The organism is Thermus brockianus (assembly GCF_001880325.1).
Taxonomy (GTDB): Bacteria; Deinococcota; Deinococci; order Deinococcales; family Thermaceae; genus Thermus; species Thermus brockianus.
Window position 1 is genome coordinate 239,234 of record NZ_CP016312.1, and the last position, 16,644, is coordinate 255,877.

Below are 16,644 nucleotides of genomic sequence, written 5' to 3' on the forward strand. Positions count from 1 at the left end.
GATGCAAGGCATGGACCGGCGCATACGGGTACTCATCGCCAAACCGGGCCTGGACGGGCACGACCGGGGGGCCAAGGTGGTGGCCCGGGCCCTTCGGGATGCGGGGATGGAGGTGATCTACACGGGGCTCCGCCAGACCCCCGAGATGATCGTCTCCGCCGCCATCCAGGAGGACGTGGACGCCATCGGGCTTTCCATCCTCTCCGGGGCCCACATGCACTACTTCCGCGAGGTGAAGCGGCTTCTGGAGGAGCAGGGAGCCTCGGACATCCTCCTCTTCGGGGGCGGCATCATCCCCGACGAGGACGTGCCCAAGCTCAAGGAGCTCGGGGTGGCGGCCATTTTTGGCCCCGGGACCAGCACCCAGGACATCGTGGACTTCCTCCGGCAGGCAGTTCCCGAACGCTGGAAGGCCCAGGGGCTCGCATGAAGGCCGTCCAGCTCTACTACCCTCCCGAGTGGGCCCACTGCTACGGGTGCGGCTACCTGAACGCCCACGGCCTCCACATCAAGACCTACTGGCATGGGGAAAAGGGGGAAAGCGAGACCCGCTTCACCCCAAGCCCCCACCACACCGCCCTCCCCGGCTTCGTCTACGGGGGGCTCCTCGCCTCCTTGGTGGACTGCCACTCCACCGCCACCGCCGCCGCCGCCAAAGCGGCGGCGGAAGGGCTTAGCCTCGAGGCCCACCCCTTGCGCTTCGTCACCGCAAGCCTGAAGGTGGACTACCTAAAGCCCACGCCCCTAGGCCCCGAGCTCCTCCTGGTGGGCCGGCCCAAGGAGGTCAAGGGCAGGAAGGTGGTGGTGGAGACGGAACTCTACGCCGAGGGGGCCCTCACGGTTCGGGGGGAGGCGGTTCTGATATTGATCGGCGAGGATTTCGGGCGTTCCAAATCCGCTCCAGGTGGTGGATAAGCTGGCTCACCTCGGAGGCCCGCTCGGAGCCCATGAGGCTCAGCTCCAGCCAGGCCTCCTCCAGCACCCTTTTGGCCCAAAGGAGCTCCTCCTCGGGGAAAGCGCGCTCCAGGAGGACCTCCCGCACCTTCCAGCGGAGGGCCTCCTTGTCCCCTTGCAGGTGCTGGACCAGCTGCTTGAGCCGCCACACCTCCAGCTGCAACCTGCCAATCTCCTCCCTCAGGGGCTTCTCCCACATCTCGCGCCGCGCCAATTCGGCCCGCATGCGGCGTTCCAGATCGTCGTCCCAGTGGAACATGGCCTAAGCGTAGCCCCGCCACCCTGGCCGCCCGCGTGATTTTTGCACACACCCTAGAACTCAAAGAAGGCGGGGACGAAGGCGTACCCCTCCCCTTCCGGGCGGATGTACCCCAGGGCAGGCCAGGGGAAGTGGTAGGCGGTGATGAGGCTTTTCTCCTCGCTCACCTTCTTGAAAAGCCGGGCCCGGGTGCGCACCACCTCCCCCTTGTCCATGTCAAAGCCGAGGTAGGCCTGGGGAAAGCGCAGGGAAAGGAGGTAGTGCCCGGCGGCGTCCCCGAAGACGAAAAGCGTTTTCCCCTCGGAGGTGGCCTCGAGGCTCATGTGCCCCGGGGTGTGGCCGAAGGAGGCCACCGCCCTAACCCCGGGGAGGATCTCCTCCCCATCCTCCACGGGCCGGATACGGTCCCGCAAGGGAAGGAGGGCCCGCTCCACCGCCTGGGAGGGGTTCTTGAGCCAGTAGTCCAGCTCCACCCGGCCCATGAGGTGGACCGCCTGGGGAAAGACCGGCCTCCCCCCGCCGTCCACCAGCCCCCCGATGTGGTCGGGGTGGCCGTGGGTGAGGAAGACGTGGGTGATGTCCTCGGGGGCGTAGCCGGCGAGTTCCAGGTGGGCAAGAAGCCTCCCCCCAGCCCCCGTCCCCCGGCCCGTATCCACCAAGAGCCTCGCCTCCCCTAGGTCCAGGAGGACGGGGTTGAAGTTGTTGCGGGTGGCCTCTGGGTTGAGGAAGTGTTCCTGGAGGGTGCGCCGGAACTCCCCCTGGAGCTCGGGGTTCGCCCCCCAGTTGGGGAGGAGCGGCCCCGGGGCCGACTGGCCATCGGAGAGGATGGTGACGGCCACCCGCCCCAGGGCGAAGCGGTAAAACCCACCCCCGTTCACCCCCTTGGGAGGGCGCCCCTGGCCCCAGGCGGGGGAAAGCCCCGCCAAGAGCACACCGGAAAGGCCGATAAACCGCCTACGGTCCATACTGACCCCCTTCGTCGCCAGGCTAGCCGAAACGTTCTTGGGAAAGTGTGCCCCGGCTCACCCGTGCCTCCCAGGCCCGCTCCAGGAGGAAAAGGAGCAAGGCCGCCCAAAGGAGGTAGGGCCTTAGGGGAAGGGGCCTGGTGGGGAGGCTGCCCACCTCCTCCAGGCCGAGAAGCCGCCCGCCGGCCGCCTCCGCCATGGCCCTGAGGGTGGCCGCCCCGTCCCTGGGCGTCCACTCCCCGGGAAGGGGAAGGGCCAAGGGGATGCGCCGCTTCCCGTCCAAGAGAACCCCAGGACCCCCCGCCCGGGCCTCAAAGCGCAGGGGCCCCGTGGGCACCATGGGGGTTTCCTCGCCGCCCACCAGGAGCCTCGGGGCCTCCAACCGCCCTAAGGCCACCACCCGCACCCCCTCCCCCTCGGGGTAGGCGTAGAGGGCGAGGGCCCGCCCCGCGCCCACCAGGTACCGGGCAAGCCCCCCGAGGAAGGCGGAAGCCCCCTCAAAGTCCCGCCAGGAACGGGAAAGGTCCGTGGCCAGGGCCGCCACCCGCCCCTCGCCCCGCTCCCCCAAGGCCAGAACCACCCGCTCCCCGCTTTTTAGGAGCACCTCGGCCCAAGGCTCCGCCCGGGCCGGGAGGAGGACGGAAAGGGGCGGGAAAAGGAAACCCTCCGTGAGGGGGTGGGGAAGGGCCTCCACGGGAAACCGCCCCTCCACCGCTTCCTTCCCAAAAACCTCCTGCCCCTCCCGCAGGAATAGCCGGGGAAGCTCCCGGGCCGTGGCCGCCCGGTAGAAGCGGCCCCCACCCCGCCTGGCGAGCTCCTCCAAAAAGGAGCGGTCCGCATCCTCCCCCAAGGCGATGGCGGAAACCTCCGCCCCACCCCTCTCCGCCAGGGCCAGGAGGGGCTCTTTGGGGTCGGCGATGAGGCCATCCGTGAGGACCAGAATCCCCTTGCGGGCCACCCTTACCCCCTCAAGAAGCCCCACCGCCTCCCGGAAGGCCCCACCCAGCACCGTGCCCCCGCCCGCCCGTAGGGAGAGAAGGAGGCTTTCCGCCTCCTTCTTGGCCCGGTCGGTCATGGGCCTCGGGGGGAAGAGGACCCTGTGCCCCGAGGCGAAGACCACCACCCCCAGGTAATCCTCGGGGGCGGCGCTCCGCACGAGCTCCAGGGCCGCCGCCACCGCCAGGGCGAGCTTTTCCCCTTCCATGCTCCCCGAGGTGTCCAGGACCAGGACCAAGGCCGCCCCCTGCCGCCCCAGGGGCTTTAGGGGAAGCTCCTCGGGCAGGGCCCGGTCCCAGCCGCCGAAGAAAAGCCCCTTGGGGGTGGCGGTGAAGAGGAGGCCCCCGCCCCGGTGGAGGTAGTCCCTAAGGGCCTCGGGCGCCCCCTCGGGCAGGTCCAAGACCCCTAGGCCCACCGCCACCAGGTCCGCCTCCAGGGGAAGCCGGAAGGGGCCTTCCTCCACCTGAAACCCCTGGGCCTCCAGGTAGCGGGCCAGGGCGGGGTCGCCCAGGACCAGGGCCCTGGCCCGGTCCTTAGGGGCCACCTCCACCCTGGCCTCGCTCCGCCCCCAGGGCCCCACCGCCTCCGCCCGCACCTCCCCTTCCTCCAGGAGGGGAAAGGTGTAGGTCAGGGCCACCCGCCCCTCCACCCAAAGCGCCCGCTCCCAGGCACCCCCCGGCCCCTCCACCCGAAGCCGCACCTCGGCGGGAAGGGGGGCCTCGAGGACCACCCGCACCCCCACCGTCTCCCCCAGGAGGGGAAAGGGCGGAGGGAGGAGGCGCAGGGCCACGAAGGGCCTCGGGGGCACGTAGACCGCATCCAGGGGAAGGGGGGAGGGCACGGGAGGGAAAAGCCCATCGGAGACCAGGACCACCCGGTCCGCCCCTAGGCGCAAGGCCTCCGCCAAGGCCGCCCGCACGTCCGTCCCCTCCCCTAGGTCCAGTCTCCTCGCCGTGGGACTAGGGAGCCGGGCCACCCTTTCGGCAAAGGCCAGGTAGACCCCGTCCCTGGGAAGCCTCTCCGCCGCGGCGAAAACGCTTTCCCGGGCGGAAGGGGAGAAGTCCAGGAGGTAGACCACCCGCCCCTTTAGGGGCAGGCGGGGGTCCAGGAAGGCCAGGAGGAGCAGGAGGATAACGGAAGCCCTTAGGAGGAGGGTCCCCCGGGGCATGCTAGTCCATCCAGTGGCCCAGCTTCTCCTTCTTGGCCTGGAGGTAGCGCTCGTTGAAGGGGTTGTCCCCAGCCCTCAAGGGGATGCGCTCCACGATCTCAATGCCGAAGCCGGAAAGGGCCTTCACCTTGCGGGGGTTGTTGGTCAAAAGGCGCATCTTCCGCACCCCCAGGTCGTAGAGGATCTGCGCCCCCACCCCGTAGTCCCTCAGGTCCGGGGGGAAGCCCAGGGCCAGGTTGGCCTCCACCGTGTCCAGCCCCTGGTCCTGGAGGTGGTAGGCGCGGATCTTGTTGATGAGGCCAATTCCCCGCCCCTCCTGCCGGAGGTAGACCAAGACCCCCTTCCCCTCCCGGGCGATGCGCTCCAGGGCCAGGTCCCGCTGGAAGCCGCAGTCGCACCGGAGGGAGTGGAGGGCATCCCCCGTGAGGCACTCCGAGTGCATGCGCACCAAAATGGGCTCCTCCGGTTCCCAGCTACCCATGACCAAGGCGGCGTGCTCCTCCCCCGTGAGGGTGTCCCGGTACCCCAGGATGCGGAACTCCCCAAAGCGGGTGGGAAGGGCCGCCTCCGCCTCCCGGCGCACGTAGAGGTCCCCCTTCTCCAGGCGGTAGCGGATGAGGTCGGCGATGGTTCCCACCTTGAGGCCGTGCTGCCGGGCAAACGCCAAAAGGTCCGGCAAGCGGGCCATGGTGCCGTCCTCCTTGAGGATTTCAATGAGGCTTCCCACCGGGGTAAGCCCGGCGAGGCGCAGGAGGTCCACCGTGGCCTCGGTGTGCCCGGCGCGGCGCAACACCCCCCCAGGCCGGGCCACCAGGGGGAAGATGTGCCCCGGGCGGCGGAAGTCCTGGGCCGTGGCCTCCGGGTCGGCCAAGAGCCGTATGGTGGCCGCCCGCTCGTAGGCGGAAATCCCCGTGGTGGTCCCCCGGGCGTCCACGCTCACGGTGAAGCGGGTGCCCTGGGGGTCCTGGTTCCGCTCCACCATGAGGGGGAGGTCCAGGGCCTTGGCCCTCTCCTCCGTGAGGGCCACGCAGAGGAGGCCCCGGCACTCCCGCAGCATGAAGTTCACCCACTCGGGGGTCACGTGCTCCGCCGCCATGATGAGGTCGCCCTCGTTCTCCCGGTCCTCGTCGTCCACCAGGATCACCGGGCGGCCCTGGCGGAGTTCCTCCAAAAGCTCCTTGACGCTGGCCAAGCCTTCCATCACTCCCCCCGCATGAGCCTTTCCACGTACCGGGCGATGAGGTCCACCTCCAGGTTCACCCCGTCCCCCACCCGGAGGCTTCCTAGGTTGGTGACCTTTAGGGTGTGGGGGATCAAGGTAACCCAGAAAGCCTCCCCCTCAAGCCCCGCCACCGTGAGGGAAACCCCGTTTAGGGCCACGCTCCCCTTCTCGGCGATGTAGCGGGCAAGGGGCTTGGGGGGCCTAAAGTAGAAGTCCTTGGCCCCCGGGGCTTCCCGCACCCCTATGAGGGCCGCCACCCCGTCCACGTGCCCGGTGACGAAGTGGCCCCCAAGCCGGTCCCCTACCCTAAGGGCCCGTTCCAGGTTGGGCCTGTGCCCCACCCGCCAGGTGGGGGCGGTGCGGCGGAGGGTTTCTTGGGCTAGCTCCACCCAAAACCCCTCCTCGTCCACCGCCACCGCCGTGAGGCAAACCCCGTCCACCGCCACGGAATCCCCCACCTTCAGGTCGGAAAGCACCTCCTTGGCGGCGATCCGCACCCGCAGGAAGGGGCCTTCCTCCACCTTAAGGATCTCTCCGGTTTCCTCCACCAGCCCCGTGAACACCTATACCTCCAGGTACCCTTCTAGCCAAAGGTCTTCCCCAAGCCACTCCCGCCGCGCGAGGCGAAGCCGGTAGGCCTCCGCCATACGGGAGAGGGCCACGCCCTCCAAAAACCCCTTCCCCTCCCCCACCACCTTGGGGGCGAGGAAAAGGGCCACCTTGTCCACCAGCCCCCGGGCCCAGAAAGCTCCCGCCACCCTCGGCCCCCCTTCCAACAAGACCCCGTCCACCCCCTCCTCCCAGAGGAAGGCCAAGGCCACCTCCGGGCTCACCCGCCCCCCCTCCCGGGGGAGCTCCACCACCCGGGCCCCTGCCCGCTCCAAGGCCAAAAGCCGCTCCTTGGGAGCCCCTCGCCCCACCAGGAGGAGGACCCGGGCGGGCTCGCCTCGAGGCCCCGGGGCAAAGAGCCGGGCGGTGGGGGGGGTGCGGGCCTCCGTGTCCAGCACCACCTTGAGGGGGTCCCGCAAGGGGGGCGGCTCCAACATGTGGGGAAAGGGGCGGAAGTCGGGATGGCGCACGGTGAGGGCGGGGTCGTCCTGTAGCACCGTGCCCACCCCCACCACCACCGCCGGGAGCCACTGGCGGTAGGCGTGGGCCACCCGGCGGCTCGCCTCCGAGGACACGTGGCGGGCATCCCCCGAGGCGGCCGCCACCTTCCCGTCCAGGGTGAGGGCGGCCTTCAGGAGGACGAAGGGCCTCCCCTTCCTTAGGGCAGTGAAGAAGGCCTCGTTCTGGAGCCGCGCCTCCTCGGCCAAAAGGCCCTCCTCCACCTGGACCCCAGCCCGCCTCAGGCGCTCCAGGCCACCCCGGGCCACTGGGTTCTCGTCCCTGGCCGCCACCACCACCCGCGCCACCCCCGCCTCGAGGAGGGCCAAGGAACAAGGGGGCGTGCGGCCGTGGTGGTCGCAGGGCTCCAGGGTCAGGTAAGCCGTGGCCCCCCGGGCCCTCTCCCCCGCCTCCTTCAGGGCAAAGACCTCGGCGTGGGGCTCCCCCGCCCGGGGGTGGTACCCCTCGCCCACGATGCGCCCTTCCCGCACCAGCACCGCCCCCACCAGGGGGTTGGGACTCGTGTGGCCGCGGGCCCTTTCCGCTAGCTGCAGGGCTCTCCTAAGGAAACGCTCGTCCAGTTCGCGCAAACGGCCCTCCTTCTCCCATCCGGACTTTCACCGTCGGCCCCGGAATTCCACCGGGTCGGGCCCCTAAGGGCTTCGCGGGCTTTCACCGCCGGTGGGGACTTCCACCCCGCCCCGAAGGAGGTGCCCAAGGCACCTACTCCACTTTACCAAGACCGCCTAAGGAGATGTGTCCCTCACTACCCAAAAGGGTTAGGGCGCCCCTTGGGGCGCCCCGTTTGGTGGAGGTGGGGGGAGTTGAACCCCCGTCCGAAGGTCCCTACGGCGGGCGTCTACGCGCGTAGTCCGCGTTTCGGATGTCCTCCTGGCTTGGCCCGCGGACGGGCGGCCAGGAGCAAGCCCCGTTAAGCTTCGCCTCGGGCTACGGAGCCTGGCCCTCGGCTAGCCGGGTTTCGTGTCCCCGCGCTGGCGAGCCCCCGGCGGGGCTTCCAGGCGAGGTCGCGGTCATTAAGCCGCGAGAGCGTAAGCAGGCTTGTTGGCCTTTATTCTTTTGCGGGTTTTTACGAGGCCACCCGCACCTCGGCGCGCAGCCACGCCCTCGGCGGCCCCCGTCGAGACCGTTCACCCCCATGTCTTAAGCCGGGCTCGGACCGGCAACCTTGAGTCTACCAGGCTAAAGGGGTTGTAGTCAAGCGCCCCTTGGGTGTAAACTGAGCCTAGTGCTCCCAAGGGAGGGGGGTGGGTGTAAGCCCACCCTTCCTTTGTGAAGGGAGGTGGGGAGGTGCCTGTGGACCTTTGGCGGTTGGTGGAAGAGGCGGTGGAGGCCTTGGGCCTTCAGGTCCTGGAGGTGAAGGAAGCCCCGGGCGAGGTCTTGGTACGCCTGGAGCGCCTGGACGAAAAGCCCATCACCGTGGCCGACCTGGAACGGGCAAGCCGCCACATAGAGGCCGCCTTGGACCGGGAAGACCCCATCCCGGGAAGCTACCGGCTTTTGGTGGAGTCCCCCGGACCCAAGCGCCCCCTCTTCACCCGCCGCCACTTTGAGCGCTTCCAGGGCCTAAAGGCCAAGGTGCCCGGGCCCGAGGGCTTCGTGGGGCGGATCCTGCGGGTGGAGGGGGAAGAGGTGGTCTTCCAGGTGGGGTCCGAAGAGAAGCGCTTAAAGCTCGGCACCTTCCGCGCCAACCTGGCCGAGTGGCCCGAGGAGCCTAGGTAGGAGGAAGCATGAACCGGGAATTCATTGACGCCATGCAACAGCTGGCCCTGGAGCGGGGCGTGAGCACCGAAGAGATCCTAGAGGCCTTCAAGGAGGCCCTGCGCAAGGCCTACATCAAACGGCAGAAGGGCTACCGCAAGGAAGAGGTGGACGCCGGCAAGGGCCCCGAGGTAGACGTTTACATTGACCCCCAGACGGGGCGCATTGAGATGGTGGAGGTCCGCAAGGTGGTGGAGAAGGTGGAGGACCCGGACAAGGAAATCGCCCTTTCCGAGGCCCTCCAGTACGACCCCGAGGTCCAGGTGGGGGACGAGATGGAGTTCCCCATTGACCCCGAGGGGCTTTCCCGCATGGCCATCCAGGACCTGCGGCAGATTCTCACCCAGCGCCTCAAGGAGTCCGAGCGCAACCGCATCTACAACGAGTACAAGGACAAGGAGGGCCAGGTGCTCACGGGGGTGGTGACCCGGGTGGACAACCGGGGCAACGTCTTCGTGGAGCTGGGCCGGGGCGAAGCCTATTTGCCCAAGAGCGAGCAGATTCCCACGGAGAGGTACTACCCTGGGCAACGCCTCAAGGTTTACCTGAAGAAGGTGGACCGCTCCGCCAAGGGGCCTTCCCTCATCGTGAGCCGGGCCCACGAGAAACTTCTGGAACACATCCTCAAACAGGAGGTCCCGGAGATCGCCGAGGGCATCGTGGAGATTAAGGCCATCGCCCGGGAGCCTGGCCGCCGGAGCAAGGTGGCGGTGATGAGCCATAACCCCAACGTGGACCCCATCGGGGCCTGCATCGGCCACAAGGGCCAGCGCATCCAGGCGGTCTCGGCGGAGCTGGGCCGGGAGAAGGTGGACATCATCCTGTGGTCCAAGGACCCCAAGGAGTTCATCCGCAACGCCCTCTCCCCCGCCCAGGTGGGCTCCATTGAGCTGGACCCGGAAACGAGGAAGGCCCGGGTGAAGGTGACCAAGGACCAGCACTCCCTGGCCATCGGCACCGGGGGACAGAACGTGCGCCTGGCCTCCAAGCTCACGGGGTACGACATTCACTTTGAGGAGGCGGAGATTGCCGACCTGGACGAGGCCATCCGCCGGGCCGCCGAGGAGGAAGCGGGCGCGCCTACCCGGGCCCGGGAGGAGTTTGAAAAGCTCTTCAAGGACCTTTCCGAGTGATGCGGCACGTCCCCTTACGCATGTGCGTGGCCTGCCGCAGAAGGCGGCCTAAGGGGGAGCTTTTGCGCATCCTCATGACCCCCGAGGGGTTCCGGCTGGACCCCACGGGCAAGCTTCCGGGCCGGGGGGCTTACGTCTGCCCCGACAACCCGGACTGCTGGGCGGAAAAGAAGCTGAGACGCTTCGCTGGGGCCCGGGCCAAGGCGCTTTCCGAGGCCCTTTGGGCCCATTTAGGAGGTAAAGATGGCCAAAGTACGCATCTACCAGCTGGCTAAAGAGCTGGGCATGGAAAACGAGGAGCTTTTGGAGCTCCTGGACCAGATGGGGGTTCCCTATAAGTCCCACGCCTCTACCCTTTCCGAAGAGGACGCCGAGGCGGTGCGGGAGCTCGTGCGGGAGCAACGGGGGCTTCAAGAGAAGCTGGCGGAGGAAGAGCGCAGGAAGAGCCTCCCCCGGCGCCCCCCCGTGGTGGTCATCATGGGCCACGTGGACCACGGGAAGACCACCCTCTTGGACTACCTGCGCAAAAGCCGCATCGCCGAGAAGGAGGCGGGGGGGATCACCCAGCACGTGGGGGCCTTTGAGGTCAAGACCCCCCAGGGTACCGTGGTCTTCATTGACACCCCGGGCCACGAGGCCTTCACCACCATCCGCCAGCGGGGCGCCAAGGTGGCGGACATCGCCATCATCGTCATCGCCGCCGACGACGGGGTCATGCCCCAGACCGAGGAGGCCATCGCCCACGCCAAGGCCGCTGGGGCGAAGATGATCTTCGCCCTGAACAAGATGGACCTGCCCCAGGCCGACCCCGAGAAGGTGAAGCGGCAACTCATGGAACGGGGCTTCGTCCCGGAGGAGTACGGCGGGGACGCCATCATCATTCCCATCAGCGCCAAGACGGGGCAAGGGGTACAGGACCTTTTGGAGATGATCCTTCTCATCGCCGAGCTGGAGGACTACCGGGCCGACCCCAACGCCGAACCCCGTGGGGTGATCCTGGAGTCCAGGTTGGACAAGCAGGCGGGGATCATCGCCAACATGCTGGTGCAGGAAGGCACCTTCCGGGTGGGGGACTACGTGGTGGCCGGGGAGGTCTTTGGGCGCATCCGGGCCATGATGGACGCCGACGGCAACCAGCGCAAGGAGGCGGGCCCGGGGAGCGCCGTGCAGGTCTTGGGCTTCCAGGAACTACCCCACGCCGGGGATGTGGTGGAGTGGGTCCCGGACCTCGAGGCCGCCAAGGAGATCGCCGAGGAACGGAAAGAGGAGCGCCGGGCCCGGGAAGAAGCGGAAAAGGAGCGCCGCCCCAGGACCATGGCCGACCTCCTCCGGGCCTTGCAGGAGGAGGGCAGGAAGGAGGTCAACCTCATCCTGCGGGCCGACACCCAAGGCTCCTTGGAAGCCATCCAGCACATCCTGGCCAAGGAGAGCACCGAGGACGTGAAGATCAACGTTCTCCTCGCCCAGGTAGGTGCCCCCACGGAGTCGGACGTCCTCTTGGCCCAGACGGCGGGGGCCGCCATCCTGGCCTTCGGGGTGAACCCGCCGGGCTCGGTGAAGAAGGCGGCGGAGCAAAAGGGCGTCCTCCTCAAGACCTTCCGCATCATCTACGACCTCATTGACGAGGTGCGGGCCATGGTCAAGGGGCAGAAGGAGCCCCAGTACAAGGAAGAGATCCTGGGCCGAGCCGAGGTGCGGGCCGTCTTCCGCCTGCCCACCGGCAAACAGGTGGCGGGGTGCATGGTGACCCAAGGCAAAATCCCCCGCAACGCCGAGATCCGGGTCCTGCGCAAGGGGCAGGAGATTTGGAAAGGCCGCATCGCCAGCCTCAAGCGCTTCAAGGAGGACGTGCGGGAAGTGGCCCAGGGGTACGAGTGTGGGATTGGCCTCGAGGGCTTTGACGACTTCCAAGAAGGGGATATTCTAGAGGCTTTCCAGATGGTGGAGGTGCCCGCCTAAGCCATGCGGGGCCTAAGGCTCCTGGCTGCCCTAAGCCTCCTCCTGCCGGGGTTCGCCCTCTCCCCTTCCCCGGGCAAGGGGGAGGTGGGGCTTTTGGCCAAAGGCCCCATCCCCGTGCTGAAGGAAGACCGGGGCGGGGGCGTTGCACCGCCCCTTTGGGGGAACGTAAGCCGGCCCACCCCGCCCCGCGCACCCCGGCCTAGGGGCAACCCCTTCCCTGCCGTAAGGAAGGCCCTGCCCCAACCCGGCCTTTACTTGCTCTATAGGAAGCTCCAGTTGGAGGGCGGCTAGGCCCCTTCCCCGCCCTTGGCGCCTTACGGGAAGGGGGCGCCAAGGTTGGGGGTCCTGTGGGCCTTCCCCCGGCTAAAGGCGTGTGGCTTTATCCCGAAGGAGCGACCATGAACCGCAAGCTACTGCAAGGACTCTTCCTCCTATCCCTCTTCCTCCTTTCCCTTTTGTTTGTCTGGAAACCTTGGGCACCGAGCGAGCCCAAGATCAAGCTGGGCCTGGACCTCAAAGGGGGGTTGCGCATCGTCCTGGAAGCGGACGTGGAAAACCCCACCCCCGACGACCTGGAAAAGGCCCGCACCGTCCTGGAAAACCGCATCAACGCCCTGGGGGTGGCGGAACCCCTGATTCAACTCCAGGGCCAAAAGCGCATTGTGGTGGAGCTTCCTGGGCTCTCCCAGACGGACCAGGACCGGGCGCTCAAGCTTATTGGCCAGCGGGCGGTGCTGGAGTTCCGCATCCTTAAGGAAGGGGCCACCGGCACCACCGTGGCCCAGATCAACCAGGCCCTTAGGGAAAACCCGCGGCTCAAGCGGGAAGAGCTGGAAAAGGACCTCATCAAGCCCGAGGACCTAGGCCCACCCCTCCTCACCGGGGCGGACCTGGCGGACGCCCGGGCGGTCTTTGACCAGTTCGGCCGCCCCCAAGTGGCCCTCACCTTCACCCCGGAAGGGGCCAAAAAGTTTGAGGAGGTGACCCGGGCCAACGTGGGCAAGCAGCTCGCCATCGTCCTGGACGGCAAGGTCTACACCGCCCCCGTAATCCGCCAAGCCATCACCGGAGGGCAGGCGGTCATTGAGGGCCTTTCGGGCCTGGAGGAGGCCAGCGAGATTGCCCTGGTCCTGCGTTCAGGGGCCCTGCCCGTGCCCCTTAAGGTGGCGGAGATCCGGGCCATCGGCCCCACCTTGGGCCAAGACGCCATCCAGGCGGGCATCCGCTCGGCCTTAATCGGAACGCTCGCCATCTTCCTCCTCATCTTTGCCTACTACGGGGCTAGCCTCGGCCTGGTAGCCTCCTTAGGCCTCCTCTACACCTCCGCCCTTATCCTCGGCCTCCTCTCGGGGCTCGGGGCCACCCTAACCCTCCCGGGCATCGCCGGCCTCGTCCTCACCCTGGGGGCGGCGGTGGACGGGAACGTCCTCTCCTTTGAGCGCATCAAGGAGGAGCTCAGGGCCGGGAAAAGGTTCCGCCAGGCCATCCCCGAAGGCTTCAAGCACTCCACCCTCACCATCCTGGACGTGAACGCCGCCCACCTCCTGGCGGCGGCGGCCCTTTACCAGTACGCCACGGGGCCCGTGCGGGGCTTCGCCGTGGTCCTGGCCATCGGGGTGGTGGCGAGCGTCTTCTCCAACCTGGTCTTTAGCCGCTACCTGCTGGAGCGCCTGGCAGAGCGGCGGGAAGTCCGCCCCCCCATGTGGCTCGTGGACCCCCGCTTCAACTTCATGGGCCCCGCCCGGTACATCACCGCGGCCACCTTGCTCCTTTCGGTCCTGGCGGCGGGGGTGGTCTTCACCAAGGGCTTCAACTACTCCATTGACTTCACGGGAGGCACCGCCTACACCCTGCGCACCGCCCCCGAAACCAGCGTGGACACCCTGAGGCGCTTCCTGGAGGAAAAGGGCTTCCCCGCCAAAGAAGCGGTCATCACCGAGGTGCAGGCCCCCGTGGCGGACCACAAGGAGTTTTCCGTCAAGCTCCCCCCCCTCCCCGACGAGAAGCGCTTGGAACTAGAGAGGCTCCTTGCGGCGGAGCTCAAGGCCACGGTCCTCACCTCGGAGACCGTGGGCCCGGCCATCGGCTCGGAGCTACGCCGGAATGCGGTCATGGCGGTGTTGGTGGGCCTCGGGCTCATCCTCATCTACGTGGCCTTCCGCTTTGACTGGACCTTTGGGGTGGCGAGCGTGCTGGCCGTGGCCCACGACGTGGCCATCGTGGCGGGGATGTATAGCCTTTTGAACCTGGAGTTCTCCATCCCCACCATCGCCGCCCTCCTTACCGTGGTGGGCTACTCCATCAACGACTCCATCGTGGTGTCCGACCGGATTCGGGAAAACCAAAAGCTACTCCGAGGCGTGCCCTACGCCGAGCTGGTGAACCGCTCCATCAACCAGACCCTGTCCCGCACCCTCATGACGAGCCTCACCACCCTCCTCCCCATCCTGGCCCTCCTCTTCTTGGGAGGAAGCGTCTTGCGGGACTTCGCCCTCGCCATCTTCGTGGGCATCTTCGTGGGCACCTATAGCTCCATCTACGTGGTGAGCGCCCTGGTGGTGTTCTGGAAGAACCTTCGGCAGAAACAAGCGAGAAGGGCGGCTTAGGCTTCCCACTCCTCCCCGGGCCCCTGGCGGGCCCGGGTTCTTTTTGGGGAAAAGATGGGGATGGGGAAGCAGGACTAGGTGGTAGCGTGGTCTACACGGACTGGGCCATAGCCCCTCCAAGCGCCAAGGCAGACAAGAGCGGTGCAAAATGGAAAAACACTCCGGAGAACACGGCTCTATTGCCCTCCAGGGCCTCCTCGAGGCCCTTTCCGCTTCCCCGGGTGCGGGAGGCCTACCTGAGCCTTTAGGATGGCACGTGGAGGCAAGGGATGGGTAGCTTTGCAGGCAAGACGGTCCTCGTCACCGGCGCCGCCAGCGGCATCGGGCGCGCCATCGCCCAGGCCTTTGCCCAGGAAGGGGCCAAGGTCCTGGTCCAGGACGTGCAGGACGCAAGCGCCTTGGCTCAGGAGCTGGGCGGGGTCTATCTCCAGGCCGACCTGGCCGATCCCCAACAGGTGGCCGCCCTAGGCCAGGAGGCAGCCCGCTTGGGCACCGACATCCTGGTGAACAACGCCGGCTTCCAGCACATAGACCCCGTGGAGGCCTTCCCCCTGGCCACCTGGCAACGGATGCTCCAGGTGATGCTCACCGCCCCCTTCCAGCTCATCCAGGCCCTCCTCCCCGGCATGAAGGAACGGGGGTTTGGCCGCATCCTCAACATCGCCAGCGTTCACGGCCTGGTGGCAAGCCCCTACAAAGCCGCCTACATCGCCGCCAAGCACGGGCTCATCGGCCTCACCAAAACGGTGGCCTTGGAAGCCGGGCCCTATGGCGTCACGGTGAACGCCATCGCCCCGGCTTACGTGCGCACCCCCTTGGTGGAAAACCAGGTGGCCGACCAGGCAGGGACCTTGGGCATCCCGGAGGAGGAGGTTTTGGAGAAGGTCTTCCTGGCCCAGGCCGCCATCAAGCGCCTCATTGAACCGGAGGAAGTGGCGGCCTTGGCCCTCTACCTGGCCTCGGGGAAGGCGGGGGCCATCACGGGGGCGGTCTTCCCCATTGACCTAGGCTGGACCGCCCGCTAGCGGGCTTTCTTTAAGGCCTCCTCCGCCAGCTTGCGCCCCGTGGGGGTATCGGCCAGGCCGCCCAGGCCCGTTTCCTTGAGCTCCAAAGGGAGCAGGCGGCCAATCCCCGCCATGGCCAAGACCACCTCGTCGGGCGGGATGACGCTCCTTATCCCCGCCAGGGCCATGGAAGCGGCGCTCACGGCGTGTACGGCGTAGAAACCATTCCGCATCACGCAGGGCACCTCCACGAACCCCCCCACGGGGTCGCAGACGAGGCCGAGGGTGTTCTGGAGCGCAAGGGCGGCGGCGTGGGCCGAGGCCTCGGGGCTTCCCCCAAGGAGTTCCGTCACGGCGGCGGCGGCCATGGCCGCCGAGGCGCCGATCTCCGCCTGGCAGCCGCCGCTCGCCCCGGCAATGTGGATGACCCGGTTGATCATCTTGGCCACCCCGGCCGCCAGGACCAAGGGCATGAGGAGCTTCTCGTCGGGAATGCCCAGGTGGTCCGCCACCCCCAAAAGGGCTCCGGGAAGGGTGCCGGCGCTGCCCGCCGTGGGGGCAGCCACGATGCGCCCCATGCGGGCGTTCTCCTCGTTCACCGCCATGGCGTAGGCCTGGACCCGCTTCAAAAGGGGGTCCTTTAAGGGGTCCTCCGCCTCCCAAAGGGTCTTGGCGTTTTTCCCCACCATCCCGGCCACGCTGGGGGCGTCCGAGGCGAGCCCCCGGCGGATGGAGTCCCGCATGACGCTAAGGCGCTCCGCCAGCTTGGCCAAAATGGCCTCGGCGGCTACGCCCGTTTCCTCCACTTCCTCCTTGAGCACGTGTTCCGAAGCCCGGCCGGAAAGCTCCGCCAGGCGGTTCAGCGTTAGGGCCATACGCTCAGTATAGTCTTTAGGAAAGGTGCGGCTCCTCATCGCCGACGACCACCCCCTTTTCCGCCTGGGCCTGAGGGCGGGCCTCGAGGCCCTGGGCCTCCAGGTGGTGGCCGAGGCCCAGGACGGGCCGGAGGCCTTGGCCAAAACCCTGGCCCTAAACCCGGATGCGGTGCTTTTGGACCTTAAGCTCCCCGGCTTGGACGGGCTAGAGGTGGTGCGGCGCCTCAGGGAAAAGGGCTACCGGGGGCTATTGGCTCTCCTCACCACCTACCAGGAGCCCGCTTTGGTCCAGGAGGCCTGGCTGGCGGGAGCCGACGCCTACTTCTCCAAGGAGCTTTCCGCCCCCGAGCTGAAACACCGCCTCCTCAAGGTGGCGCGGGGCGAGGACAAGCTAACCCCCCCCGACCTTCCCCCCTCACGCCCCGGGAACGGGAGGTGCTCCACCTCCTGGCCCGGGGGCTCTCCGTGAAGGAGATGGCCCGCCTCCTCCACCTCTCCCCTGACACGGTCAAAGACCACCTGGAAAGCCTCTACGGCAAGCTCTTGGCCAAAAACCGGGTAGAGGCGTTGGAGCGGGCCCGGTCCCTGGGCTTTTTAAAGTGAAAGGGGGCGGCCAA

At 67.7% G+C, this 16,644-nt stretch carries 16 protein-coding genes, 1 other RNA gene, 1 pseudogene and 1 riboswitch; of the genes and pseudogenes, 10 read left to right on the top strand and 8 right to left on the bottom strand.

Annotated features, from left to right (window positions below; genetic code table 11):
* Window position 1 precedes the first annotated feature (1 nt).
* Together A0O31_RS01210 and A0O31_RS01215 are read left to right on the top strand one after the other, a co-directional pair.
* Window positions 2-430, top strand: a complete 429-nt coding sequence (locus A0O31_RS01210; RefSeq protein ID WP_152024382.1) for a cobalamin B12-binding domain-containing protein — start codon at window positions 2-4, stop codon at window positions 428-430.
* Window positions 427-915, top strand: a complete 489-nt coding sequence (locus A0O31_RS01215; protein WP_071676332.1) for a PaaI family thioesterase — start codon at window positions 427-429, stop codon at window positions 913-915. The genes A0O31_RS01210 and A0O31_RS01215 overlap by 4 nt, the downstream gene beginning before the upstream one ends.
* Here A0O31_RS01215 and A0O31_RS01220 read toward each other — a convergent pair.
* The 7 genes from A0O31_RS01220 to ssrA all read right to left on the bottom strand — a co-directional run bounded on the left by A0O31_RS01220 (window position 836) and on the right by ssrA (window position 7,827).
* On the bottom strand, window positions 836-1,213 hold the full coding sequence (locus tag A0O31_RS01220; protein WP_071676333.1) for a hypothetical protein: 378 nt from the start codon (window positions 1,211-1,213) through the stop codon (window positions 836-838). The two genes, A0O31_RS01215 and A0O31_RS01220, sit on opposite strands and share 80 nt — an antisense overlap.
* Window positions 1,214-1,266: 53 nt before the next feature.
* On the bottom strand, window positions 1,267-2,178 hold the full coding sequence (locus tag A0O31_RS01225) for an MBL fold metallo-hydrolase (RefSeq protein WP_084720294.1): 912 nt from the start codon (window positions 2,176-2,178) through the stop codon (window positions 1,267-1,269).
* A 22-nt stretch (window positions 2,179-2,200) separates the two neighbouring features.
* Window positions 2,201-4,342, bottom strand: a complete 2,142-nt coding sequence (locus tag A0O31_RS01230) for a VWA domain-containing protein (RefSeq protein ID WP_071676334.1) — start codon at window positions 4,340-4,342, stop codon at window positions 2,201-2,203.
* A 1-nt stretch (window position 4,343) separates the two neighbouring features.
* A complete protein-coding gene (locus tag A0O31_RS01235; protein ID WP_071676335.1) occupies window positions 4,344-5,543 on the bottom strand; it encodes a bifunctional 3,4-dihydroxy-2-butanone-4-phosphate synthase/GTP cyclohydrolase II in 1,200 nt (399 codons plus the stop codon).
* Entirely contained in the window at window positions 5,543-6,127 is a 585-nt protein-coding gene (locus tag A0O31_RS01240; RefSeq protein ID WP_071676336.1) for a riboflavin synthase, read from the bottom strand. The genes A0O31_RS01235 and A0O31_RS01240 overlap by 1 nt, the downstream gene beginning before the upstream one ends.
* Entirely contained in the window at window positions 6,128-7,261 is a 1,134-nt protein-coding gene (ribD, locus tag A0O31_RS01245; RefSeq protein WP_071677883.1) for a bifunctional diaminohydroxyphosphoribosylaminopyrimidine deaminase/5-amino-6-(5-phosphoribosylamino)uracil reductase RibD, read from the bottom strand.
* Between the two features lie 3 nt (window positions 7,262-7,264).
* Window positions 7,265-7,384: riboswitch (FMN riboswitch) on the bottom strand.
* A 93-nt stretch (window positions 7,385-7,477) separates the two neighbouring features.
* Window positions 7,478-7,827, bottom strand: a transfer-messenger RNA (tmRNA) gene (gene ssrA / locus A0O31_RS01250).
* A 158-nt stretch (window positions 7,828-7,985) separates the two neighbouring features.
* On the opposite strand from ssrA, the gene rimP reads away from it, so the two are divergent.
* From rimP to A0O31_RS01285, 7 genes are all read left to right on the top strand, one after another.
* The gene (rimP, locus tag A0O31_RS01255; RefSeq protein WP_237259014.1) at window positions 7,986-8,411 is read left to right on the top strand and encodes a ribosome maturation factor RimP; all 426 of its coding nucleotides are present in this window, start codon (window positions 7,986-7,988) and stop codon (window positions 8,409-8,411) included.
* 8 nt (window positions 8,412-8,419) lie between these two features.
* Window positions 8,420-9,583: a transcription termination factor NusA gene (nusA, locus tag A0O31_RS01260; RefSeq protein WP_071676338.1), complete on the top strand. Its 1,164-nt coding sequence runs from the start codon at window positions 8,420-8,422 to the stop codon at window positions 9,581-9,583.
* Entirely contained in the window at window positions 9,583-9,858 is a 276-nt protein-coding gene (locus tag A0O31_RS01265) for a YlxR family protein (protein ID WP_071676339.1), read from the top strand. Before nusA ends, A0O31_RS01265 begins: the two co-directional genes overlap by 1 nt.
* Complete coding sequence (gene infB / locus A0O31_RS01270; protein WP_071676340.1) at window positions 9,827-11,542, top strand: translation initiation factor IF-2; 1,716 nt, start codon at window positions 9,827-9,829, stop codon at window positions 11,540-11,542. The genes A0O31_RS01265 and infB overlap by 32 nt, the downstream gene beginning before the upstream one ends.
* A gap of 3 nt (window positions 11,543-11,545) precedes the next feature.
* The gene (locus tag A0O31_RS01275; RefSeq protein WP_071676341.1) at window positions 11,546-11,833 is read left to right on the top strand and encodes a hypothetical protein; all 288 of its coding nucleotides are present in this window, start codon (window positions 11,546-11,548) and stop codon (window positions 11,831-11,833) included.
* Window positions 11,834-11,940: 107 nt separating this feature from the next.
* On the top strand, window positions 11,941-14,148 hold the full coding sequence (secD, locus tag A0O31_RS01280; protein ID WP_071676342.1) for a protein translocase subunit SecD: 2,208 nt from the start codon (window positions 11,941-11,943) through the stop codon (window positions 14,146-14,148).
* 269 nt (window positions 14,149-14,417) lie between these two features.
* Window positions 14,418-15,173 (top strand): 3-hydroxybutyrate dehydrogenase, encoded by a 756-nt coding sequence (locus A0O31_RS01285; RefSeq protein WP_071676343.1) that lies wholly within the window; start codon window positions 14,418-14,420, stop codon window positions 15,171-15,173.
* Here the strand turns inward: A0O31_RS01285 and sdaAA are convergent.
* Window positions 15,170-16,027 (bottom strand): L-serine ammonia-lyase, iron-sulfur-dependent, subunit alpha, encoded by an 858-nt coding sequence (gene sdaAA / locus A0O31_RS01290; protein WP_071676344.1) that lies wholly within the window; start codon window positions 16,025-16,027, stop codon window positions 15,170-15,172. The two genes, A0O31_RS01285 and sdaAA, sit on opposite strands and share 4 nt — an antisense overlap.
* A 25-nt stretch (window positions 16,028-16,052) precedes the next feature.
* Here sdaAA and A0O31_RS01295 point away from each other — a divergent pair.
* A pseudogene (locus tag A0O31_RS01295) lies at window positions 16,053-16,630 on the top strand (response regulator).
* Window positions 16,631-16,644: the final 14 nt, after the last annotated feature.